The following is a 9,064-nucleotide window of genomic DNA, read 5'->3' on the forward strand; positions in this document are numbered from 1 at the left end:
AGGAGCGACTCCATGAAACATGTATTAGTTGTAGATGATGAACCTTCTATTTTAACTTTATTGAAATTTAATCTTGAAAAGGAAGGGTATCAGGTAACCACTACAGATACTGGAACTGAAGCATATGAACTAGCACTAGGCAACTCCTTTGACTTTATCATTTTGGATTTAATGCTTCCCGGAATGGATGGACTTGATATTACTAAAGCACTTAGAAGAGAAAAAGTAGAGACGCCAATCCTGATTTTAACAGCTAAAGATGATCAAGTAGATAAAATTATTGGTTTAGAAATTGGTGCAGATGATTATCTAACGAAGCCTTTCAGCCCCCGTGAAGTTCTCGCCCGCATGAAGGCTATATTTAGAAGGATGAACGTCAGCCCTCGTAATTCTGAGGAGAGAAATGAACTGAAAGCACCTCTGGTTATCGGAGAAATTCAGGTTGATGAGGAAAACTATGAAGTGTTTGTTCAAGGAAAAAAAATCGAACTTACTCCAAAAGAATACGAACTGCTTCTATATTTCATGAAAAGAAAAGACCGTGTTGTCAATCGGGATACCTTACTGGAGCGGATTTGGCAGTATGATTTTTCTGGTCAAAGTAGAATTGTGGATGTCCATATCAGTCATCTGCGTGACAAAATTGAAAAAGACCCGAAACGTCCAGTTTATCTAGTAACCGTCCGCGGTTTTGGCTACCGTTTCCAGGAGCCTAAAAAATGAATAAACGGCAGCGTCTGGAATATTTCCTCACCATTATAAGCATGCTGCTATTATTTTTTGTCAGCCTATTTACTATTAATTCCTTTTTCAGACAAGAGCTGATGAATCAGCAGGAAAGCTACTTGCAAAAGAAAGCAGAATTCCTAACCAATCAGCTTCCAGTCAGCATTTTTAGAGAAAAGGAGCTTGCTGCAAAAGAGCAGAGCTTTTTGAAAGCCTACATAGCTGATAATGAAGAACGAATCAGTTTGTTAGACCCTAGCGGGAAGGTATTTTATGACACAATCGATAAGAATCTGGAGGATTCCCGTTCTAATCGACCAGAAATTAAAGCTGTTTTAAACGGTGCAGCTTTTGGCTCTGATCATCGAACCAGTGCTACACTAAACTCAGAACTGCTTTATCTGGCGATTCCTGTAAAAATAAGAGGGGAATTAATTGGCATTATCCGAATTTCCGAAGAAGCCAGCAAATTTTCCAGTAGTCTAGCGGCATTTCGCAATTTCTTAATCATCATTTTTGGATTGCTCTTTCTTATCATTACAGTCTTTTTACTACTTATGATTCGGCAAAAGAACAAACCTTTACTTACCGTCTTGCCTTTTCTGAAACGGATGCTTCAACAGCCTGAGAAAAATCGTTCAATCATCCAGCAGTCTTCTGAATGGCATGAATTATACGAAACAGCAAATGAGCTAAGCAACCAGATGAGTGAAACATATCGTGCCTACACCTCTACAGAACAGCAGCTGCACAGTCTACTCAACGAGCTGATGATTGGTGTTTTTATTATTGATAAGAATGGGAATCTGGAATTAATTAATCCTGTAATGTGCGGCTTTTTGGACATTTGGACAGTGCCTGCCAAGCGGGAAAGCTATGTAGAAACAATCAATGAACCCATTTTGATTCAGTTGATCAATCAGGCAATTACAGAGGAGCGCAATGTTCAACAGGAAATTACGCTTGCTTCTAAATCAACGGAAACGATTATTGACCTTTCATTACACTATTTTGATAATGACTATAATAACCACCAAATTTTTGGTGTTGCCTATGACCTTTCTCAAGTACGTCGACTGGAAAAAATCCAAACAGATTTCGTCGGTAATGTTTCTCATGAGCTGAAAACACCAGTTACTTCTTTAATTGGTTTTACTGAAACACTCTTGGACGGCGCTAAGGATGATCCGGAAACACTAACTGAGTTTTTAAAAATCATTCAAAAAGATGCCTATCGGCTACAGCGGCTCATCCAAGAAATCATTTTACTTTCTAGAGACTCTAAAAGTAGCTATGGCGAGCAGGGAATTGAACTATACTCCTTCATTAAGGAAATTGTTCATTCTTATCAGCGCCCAATCAAGGAAAAGAAACTGCAGGTATCTATTACTGGAGCAAGAGAACTTACCTTCAATACCATTTATGAGCTTTTTCATCCGATTGTAAAGAATCTGATTGAAAATGCAGTCCAATATTCTACTGTGGATGGGGAACTCAAGATTTCCTTCGGACTGCATTCACAAGAATTAGTGATTTCGGTTCAAGATAACGGCATTGGCATACCTCTGGAAGAACAAACTCGAATTTTTGAGCGTTTTTATCGGGTGGATAAAGCCCGGGCTCGTTATTCCGGAGGCACTGGACTAGGACTCGCCATTGTTCAGGCTTACAGCGAACAGCTTGGCGGAACAATCACTGTAGATAGTCACCCTGGCGTAGGTGCTGCTTTTATCTTGCGCCTGCCGCTTATCTAAAAAACACTGTTGTTTGATTTTAAGGAATCAGGGCATCTGGCCTGTTTTATAAAAATATATGAGCAGTAGGATTGTCGTATACGTCAACAATCCTATTGCTCATTTTTCTTCTAAAATGTACCTGTTTAGCTCATTCCATAAAATAATTGGAAGAACTGCTTCTTTGACTATTGTACTGTTTGTCCTCCACATATACTTCCTATCTATTTTCATTACTAACAACGCTTTATTTAGTAATCATGGTAAGGATTGGCTATATTCTCCTCCGCTTCACTAATTGCTTCTTGTATTTCCAGAAGTATTTGCCCATCAATATCTGTTCTATCTGCAATCGATTCTTTCACTTGATTGAAGCTCTTCACTAATCCTAAACTAAGGATAATCACCAGCAGAATATCCACATCTACATAGCTTTCAGTATTCCACAAGCTACATACTAAATTGTCTAGTTCAGATTTTAACGGTTCCTTTAAAATCTCATAAGTATATCCTTGTCGATCCGTTAATTCTACCAATATTTCAAAAAAATTACCCTTATCTACACGACCATTTTCAAAATTTGAGATTGCTTCACAAAAAAGATGATAAAGTTCTTTTTCCGGCACAGTTACTGGCAATAGCTTGTATTCTTTTAGCTTTAGCATGTAATTTCTCCTTGCTTTATAGAAGCTACAGATTTCAGTTGTATTTGTTTGAGACAATAATACCTCTCCAGACTCTTAGTCTGCCTAATTTTAAATAAACGACAATCCAAAAGCTGCTTCTTTGGAAATAAGTCGGGCAATACTCTCACCTGCAGGATTAGTCTGCAAAATAATTGTGTGTGCCTTCATTCACAACTTTTAATAGAATAATATCTGCGGCGCTGACTCTTTGTTTGAGAAAAAGTTCTGTGAAACTACGCAGCTATTTTTCAAGCAATCGAACCTTCTCTCCTTCAACAAAAACTGCTTGATGATCATTGATTATTCTTAAATCTAATTTTCCAGAATAGTTCTCACTGATAGTGGCAACAGCTTCCTTAAACTGCCAGTGCCCCTGATGAGGCACAACATAAAAATCAACTAATTGTAAACCAGAATAATTCTGTAACTGAGGCGCCTTCTGCTTATCATCCATTGGAGATGAATATTCGATATCTGGTGCTACAATGATTGCTCCAGCTGATTCTCCTATATAGAGCTTGCCACCATTGACTGCTTCTATAATTAACTTGTCGGCACCTGTTCGTTTCATCTCCTGAAGCAGGAAAAAAGTATTTCCACCCGCAATATAGATACAATCATTTCTTTCCAATGTACTCTTAATTGTTTCGTAGGATGCCGTAGAGATATCCAGCTCTTCAATTGCCAACCCAAGCTTTCTTAATTTACGTTTACCTAACCTTACAAAAAAACCCAATTTTTCTACCTTGCTTGCAGTCGGGATATAAGTGATTGTTTGTCCGCTAATCGCCGGCTCAATCTCTTCTACGAAAGGATAAACATTTTGAAACATCGAGACTAACAGCATTTTCTTCATATTTTATCTCCTTTCAATGTTCAATTTTGCACTGACAAGCGTAGTAAAGTCGACTGGTCTGTTTCTAACGATTTCCCCTTATATATCTACATATCTCAGCCACAATCCCAGTTGTATAAAATCTTTGTAAAGTCTTTTTGCTGCAATGCCTGATGGTTAATGAAAAAATTTGCGACACCCATATCTCCCCACATAATTGACCATGAATCTCCAATTTTTTCTGTATCTAGTTGGAACAATAGTGTGTCGTACTCCGTTTTTGCTTCATAGATACGTGGATCCTCCTGAGTAAAAAATGGATAACCACCAATTTTACTGCCAGTAGCTCCCTTATGTAGCGCATTATAAATTTTTTCTTCCAACTCACTGTCGTCGGTGACATCCTTTAACCACTCAAACATCGTCTTACCAAAGATTTTTTTAAATTCATAACTATCTGTATTTAATATTTGAGCATCCAAGCTGCCGCTAATCCTAAACTCTCCATCTACTACCGCATATAGCTCGTTGCCCTCTACCGCTTCCTTCTGAATTTCTTCCTGCTGCTCTTTGGTATAAGAAGTCGTCCTATCGTCCTTAAAGTAAAAAACATGATAACCTGCACGATTTTCCGACTGTTCATAATCTGCCCCAATTAAATCATCTGTATAGTCTACATAAAAAGCTAAGATTCCCTTTTCAGGAAATCCGCTGCAGACAGGCAGCTCTTCAAAATTAATCTGTGTTAATAAAAAGAGCGGCATACCCGTTTCCGTGTTCCGCGGGTAATTTTCTGTGACAGGAAGATAGCCTACTCCTCCTGCCTTACTTGTTTTTAAATCCAATGGTCCTTCATTGGAAAACGTTAATTTAATATACTCTTTTTTTGTTGATTCAAATTTTTTTTGCCAAAACTCCGGCAACAAATCCCTAAGCTCGTTTTCCATTTTTTTCCTCCCGTTTTTTATTTATCATAACACTTAGTTTTCAACAATGTAAAGGCTTTATTGTCAGTATTTTCTGATAATAAGAAAAGCTGAATGTGATTGCTCAGCTCTTAGGAATTTGCTGTCTATCCACGATACAGACTTCCCACATCTGCATCCACTTCCGGCACTTTGGTTACCTTTCCTATAACCGTCTTAGCTCCGTTATCACAAAGCCTTCAAAGACCGCATTATTCGCTCTCTGGTTGATAGCTAGAATACAGAAAAAGCAATATTAGCATGACATGCTAATACTGCTTTTCGTTTACAATTCAGTTAAAACTTTACGATTCGACTGCAAGCAGTACGTTATCTAATTTCAAATTAATGACTTATTGGTTAATTTTACTTGCATTTATTTGGTAATTCATTTTCAAAATAACTAGATACAACTAATTAACACTTTTATGACTTAAGAATACTCTTATTTATTTAGTTTTTTAAAATAGTCTCCATCAAATAAACTAGAAATCTTCGTAAGGAAACTCCTCTAATCCTATTGCTTCAATACTTTCACAATAAAAATTTATATAATTATATCCATCATTCTCTCCATAACCACTGTCATCATGAACATGATATCTTTTGTCTCTTGGCCAATCCATAGGTTCATTCTTCATATCTCTTATTATTAGTCTGTCATAGATGTCAATATTAGTAACCTCTTTTAGCGATAACTCACTTACATTATTAAATTTAAATTTTGATAACATTACTTGAGGCTTTTTTGAAAATTTAGTCTTTACATCTAAAATTAATACTGAGCGTTTTTCATTAAAAATATTTTCCTCAATATTATATTCTATTTTCATAATATCGCTAAAATGAAATGGATTATCTGAACCTATCTCATCTAAAATCACATTACTATTTTCAATATATTCAAACATTTTTTTCCTCCTAATTATTTTATTTATCAAAATAAAAAGTAATACTATTTGTTCCTTGATCAATTCTCCCTGGCCTTAATACATCATTGTCATCTAAGAAATATTTTGTATGAGAAGAAGGATGCTTATAGCCATTTTTCCACTCATATTCATGTATATGGGGATTAGTATGGTGTAAAGAATTTCCATGATCTGAATAATCTATTCTTATACTTTGTTTCCCCTGTTTATCATAAATAATGACGGATTTTTCTACATTTCCACTAGAACCCAATCTATTATATTCCACTCTACTGTTCGGAACACCATCCATAGAAGAATAATTATTTTTATAATACTCTTCTGGTAAGAACGGTTCTGTAGCAAAATCATTTGGTTGCTTGATAGTCTCAGCCCCACTAGCTGTCTCATTTTTCACCGTCTGTCCATGATACGTACTTCCTGTATCTGAAGCTACTCCCGAAACCTTAGTTACTTTTTCCCTTAACCGTCTTAACTCCGTTATATCCTAACATACATCCTTCCAGTATCGCAAAACGAGGCTTTGAGTATAAAAAAGAGTATTAGTCTGTCACACTAATACTTTTTTTCATTTGTAATTTGCTAATGCGGCTATTATTTTATTACGAAAATAGCTTATCTATTGTACAATAAATACAGTTAGCTTTTGTTAGCTATTGGCAACTTGATTAGTGAGCTTCTTTCTTACTAGTCAAGGCTCAGTCACTTGATTACCAGTCTTGTGATTGAGTGCCTTTTTTTTATTTAGTTTTATAAAATTTAACTAGCTTATTTTTAAAAAGTTTTCTAACATTTTTTTTACTGGAGGACTAGCATTTTCTAATAGGTCTTGTGCTTTCATTTTTAAAATATCATTTGAGCTTATTATGCTCTTATATTCTTCTGCATCGAATGACCTCAGTGAATCTAGTGCATACTCAATGACATCATCACTATCATTCATTAAACTTAAAAGAAATCTAAAGCCGTTCATTCCTGCATCTTCATCAATACAGTAAGCTACTCGTATTTTCCATAAGTCACTTTTAGCATCAATATGTTTATACAGTTCTTCCCAATCACTTTGAGTAAAGTTATTCAATAACTCCTGAGCTTGTATATAAGCATAATCATACCAAAAATCTTCTGACGAATTTTCATTGATAAAATCTAGCAAGTAGTTATCCAATTTTTCAAACATTATCTACATTATCCTTTCTGAATCTATTTTATTGGGTCAAATCCTGGAGTTGGTTTTCCTCCAACTGGATATCCTGAAATTATTTCATTACCTTTTTTAATCACATCTATTTCTACCCCATTAATCTTACCTCTATGGAGAGTTAATCCATCCATACTTCTTTGTCCTATAGCGTTGGAGTTACTAATTTTCTGAATGGAATCAATAACATCTGTATCTGACCAATCATCAGGAAAAACCGTGCTCGTTTTTATTTTTGAGATGTTTCCATCTGGAAATTGTTTAGTATATTTTATAACTTTAGTTCCATCTGGATTTACTTTTATAGTTTCCGTAGCAAAATTTGGATTTGCATTTTTGATGTTGGATGAGTGTCCTCCGTTAATTCCATTTGAAGTTCCTTTACGTTGTCCTTTTAAAATTTTAGTCTCCATCTCAGGTGTTAAAGTTGATTTACCTCCACTAGCCTTCTCACCTGACACCGTCTGTCCATGATATGTACTTCCTGCATCCCCATCTACTTCCGGAACCTTAGTTACTTTTCCCTTAACCGTCTTAACTCCGTTATATCCTAACACAAAGCCTTCCAAGACCGCAAAGGAGGCTTTGAGTATTCGCTCTCCGGTTGATAGCTAGAAAACAGAAAAAGCAATATTAGCATGACATGCTAATACTGCTTTTCGTTTACAATTCAGTTAAAACTTTACGATTCGACTGCAAGCAAGTAGTACATTATCTAATTTAAAATTAATGACTTATTGGTTAATTTTACTTACATTTATTGAGTAACTCATTTTCAAAATAACTAGATACAACTAATTAACTTTTTTTATGACTTAAGAATACTCTTATTTATTTAGTTTTTTTAAATAGTCTCCATCCTGATTCATTAAAATAGCTGATTTTATAAAACATGTCAAGTTTTCAAAAAATCTACATGCTAAATCTTCACTTGATCCATAACTACTTATTTCAATGTTCAGAACATAATTAACCTCTAAGCCATATTTCGAATAAATTTCAACTGTTTCTTCACTATAAAATTCTTTATCCATTTTTTGAGGAAGGGAAATCCATATGGTAGATTCATCTACTTGAATAGTGTACTCACCTAATTCATTTTTGTAACCATTCATCTTACCAATCACTGTCTCTACGATTTCATTTGAAGCTTCTTTTAAAAAGATTTGATAAGTTTTACTCATTATTTTCCTCCAATTATTGATTTTAAGCTATCCATATCTTGTACTACTTTTACACCAGTAGCCTCTATTCCCTTTATCTTAGTTTGAGAAATATTAGGTGCATATAAAATAACTTCTTTATTTTCAGGATTTATAAATTGAGCTCTGTCATCAAAGTATTTCATAAAAGTTGATGGCTCTTTCGATCTTTTTCCATCAAATGCATCAATAATAAATTTTTCTGTCTCAACATCAATCTCACCTATACGTCCATTTGGACTGTCAATATTTTTTCTAAATCCAATAACATTCTCTCTTAAAGCATCTGCGACCTCACCTTCTAATTTAAGTGCTGGATCATTTGATCTTAATGCCTTATCAATTTTTTTCATTAGTTTTTCATCTATTTCTAGATTTACTCCCTGTTTACCTCCACTGGCCTTCTCACCTGACACCGTCTGTCCATGATACGTATTTCCTGCATCTACTTCTGGAACCTTAGTTACTTTTCCCTTAACCGTCTTAACTCCGTTATATCCTAACATAAAGCCTTCCAGTACCGCAAACGATGCTTTGAGTATCCGCTCTCCGGTGGATAGCTTCCGCCCAGTAATCAGCTCTTTTCCTGTCCATGCCTCGGTCGCATTAGTGGCAGTTCCTATCATATCCAGGGTATTGGCAATGGCCAACGGCAGTTTCGATTGGAAAAAGAGGAGGGCTCCATTGACAGCAATCGTTACCACAAAGCCCTTGATCTGATCGTGGTGGGAAGAGTAATCGAAGGAGCCTTTCGCAAAGTTTGCGGCCCGGTATTCTTCAAAGG

11 protein-coding genes are annotated in these 9,064 nt (G+C 35.6%); 2 read left to right on the top strand and 9 right to left on the bottom strand.

Annotated features, from left to right (window positions below; all coding sequences use genetic code 11):
- Positions 1-12: 12 nt before the first annotated feature.
- The gene (locus AC1Z3K_RS15575) at positions 13-723 is read left to right on the top strand and encodes a response regulator transcription factor (protein ID WP_426084214.1); all 711 of its coding nucleotides are present in this window, start codon (positions 13-15) and stop codon (positions 721-723) included.
- Positions 720-2,480, top strand: a complete 1,761-nt coding sequence (locus AC1Z3K_RS15580) for a sensor histidine kinase (protein WP_461733223.1) — start codon at positions 720-722, stop codon at positions 2,478-2,480. Before AC1Z3K_RS15575 ends, AC1Z3K_RS15580 begins: the two co-directional genes overlap by 4 nt.
- 230 nt (positions 2,481-2,710) lie before the next feature.
- Here the strand turns inward: AC1Z3K_RS15580 and AC1Z3K_RS15585 are convergent, their stop codons facing one another.
- The 9 genes from AC1Z3K_RS15585 to AC1Z3K_RS15625 form a co-directional block, all read right to left on the bottom strand.
- Positions 2,711-3,124 carry a hypothetical protein gene (locus tag AC1Z3K_RS15585; RefSeq protein WP_426084216.1) on the bottom strand — a complete coding sequence of 138 codons (414 nt, stop codon included), beginning with the start codon at positions 3,122-3,124 and terminating at the stop codon, positions 2,711-2,713.
- Between the two features lie 262 nt (positions 3,125-3,386).
- Positions 3,387-4,001 (bottom strand): Type 1 glutamine amidotransferase-like domain-containing protein, encoded by a 615-nt coding sequence (locus tag AC1Z3K_RS15590; RefSeq protein WP_461733224.1) that lies wholly within the window; start codon positions 3,999-4,001, stop codon positions 3,387-3,389.
- 95 nt (positions 4,002-4,096) lie between these two features.
- A complete protein-coding gene (locus AC1Z3K_RS15595) occupies positions 4,097-4,927 on the bottom strand; it encodes a YwqG family protein (protein WP_461733225.1) in 831 nt (276 codons plus the stop codon).
- A gap of 503 nt (positions 4,928-5,430) precedes the next feature.
- Positions 5,431-5,856, bottom strand: coding sequence for a hypothetical protein (locus AC1Z3K_RS15600; RefSeq protein ID WP_426084219.1), 426 nt, complete (start codon positions 5,854-5,856; stop codon positions 5,431-5,433).
- Positions 5,857-5,875: 19 nt separating this feature from the next.
- On the bottom strand, positions 5,876-6,274 hold the full coding sequence (locus tag AC1Z3K_RS15605; RefSeq protein ID WP_426084220.1) for a hypothetical protein: 399 nt from the start codon (positions 6,272-6,274) through the stop codon (positions 5,876-5,878).
- A gap of 366 nt (positions 6,275-6,640) precedes the next feature.
- Entirely contained in the window at positions 6,641-7,057 is a 417-nt protein-coding gene (locus AC1Z3K_RS15610) for a hypothetical protein (RefSeq protein WP_461733226.1), read from the bottom strand.
- A 23-nt stretch (positions 7,058-7,080) separates the two neighbouring features.
- Entirely contained in the window at positions 7,081-7,635 is a 555-nt protein-coding gene (locus AC1Z3K_RS15615) for an EndoU domain-containing protein (RefSeq protein WP_461733227.1), read from the bottom strand.
- A gap of 270 nt (positions 7,636-7,905) precedes the next feature.
- Positions 7,906-8,262: a hypothetical protein gene (locus AC1Z3K_RS15620; protein WP_461733228.1), complete on the bottom strand. Its 357-nt coding sequence runs from the start codon at positions 8,260-8,262 to the stop codon at positions 7,906-7,908.
- A partial coding sequence (locus tag AC1Z3K_RS15625; RefSeq protein WP_461733229.1) for a pre-toxin TG domain-containing protein occupies positions 8,262-9,064 on the bottom strand: 803 nt, incomplete at its 5' end. The genes AC1Z3K_RS15625 and AC1Z3K_RS15620, both read right to left, overlap by 1 nt.

The organism is Enterococcus sp. LJL128 (genome assembly GCF_056924295.1).